Here is a 402-nt window from a genome sequence, read left to right on the forward strand (position 1 = left end):
GTGCACGATGCAGGTCTGGACCACGGTCTGGGGAAAGACGGCGTTGATTGCTTCGGGGAAGCCTTTCAGTCCATCGACGACGGCGATGAGGATATCGCCGAGGGACTGTCAGGAATTCTGTGCGCGAGGCCACTTTCGTCATTGGCTGACGAACCTCTCGCCGAAGACGACGGCGAACTGGGTCTTGGCCTCGAACCATTCGCGCGGCGGTCGTTTCCATTCCTCGGCCGCATGGTTCAGCACCAGATATAGCAGCTTCATGGCCGCATCGTCACTCGGGAAGTGTCCCCGGGTGCGGACAGCGCGGCGTAGCTTGGAGTTCAGCGCCTCTATGGCGTTCGTGGTGTAGATGATCCGCCGCACGCTTTCGGGATAAGCAAAGAATGGGACGACGTGCTGCCA

Annotated in this window: 1 protein-coding gene and 1 pseudogene; both read right to left on the bottom strand. The window is 60.2% G+C overall.

The window, feature by feature from the left end; all coding sequences use genetic code 11:
* Window positions 1-96, bottom strand: a pseudogene (locus NMG70_RS32560) (transposase); the annotation flags it as partial.
* Window positions 97-138: 42 nt separating this feature from the next.
* On the bottom strand, window positions 139-402 hold a 264-nt coding region (locus tag NMG70_RS32565; RefSeq protein WP_254028283.1), incomplete at its 5' end, for a transposase.

It is taken from the genome of Mesorhizobium ventifaucium (genome assembly GCF_935822925.1).
Lineage (GTDB): Bacteria > Pseudomonadota > Alphaproteobacteria > Rhizobiales > Rhizobiaceae > Mesorhizobium > Mesorhizobium ventifaucium.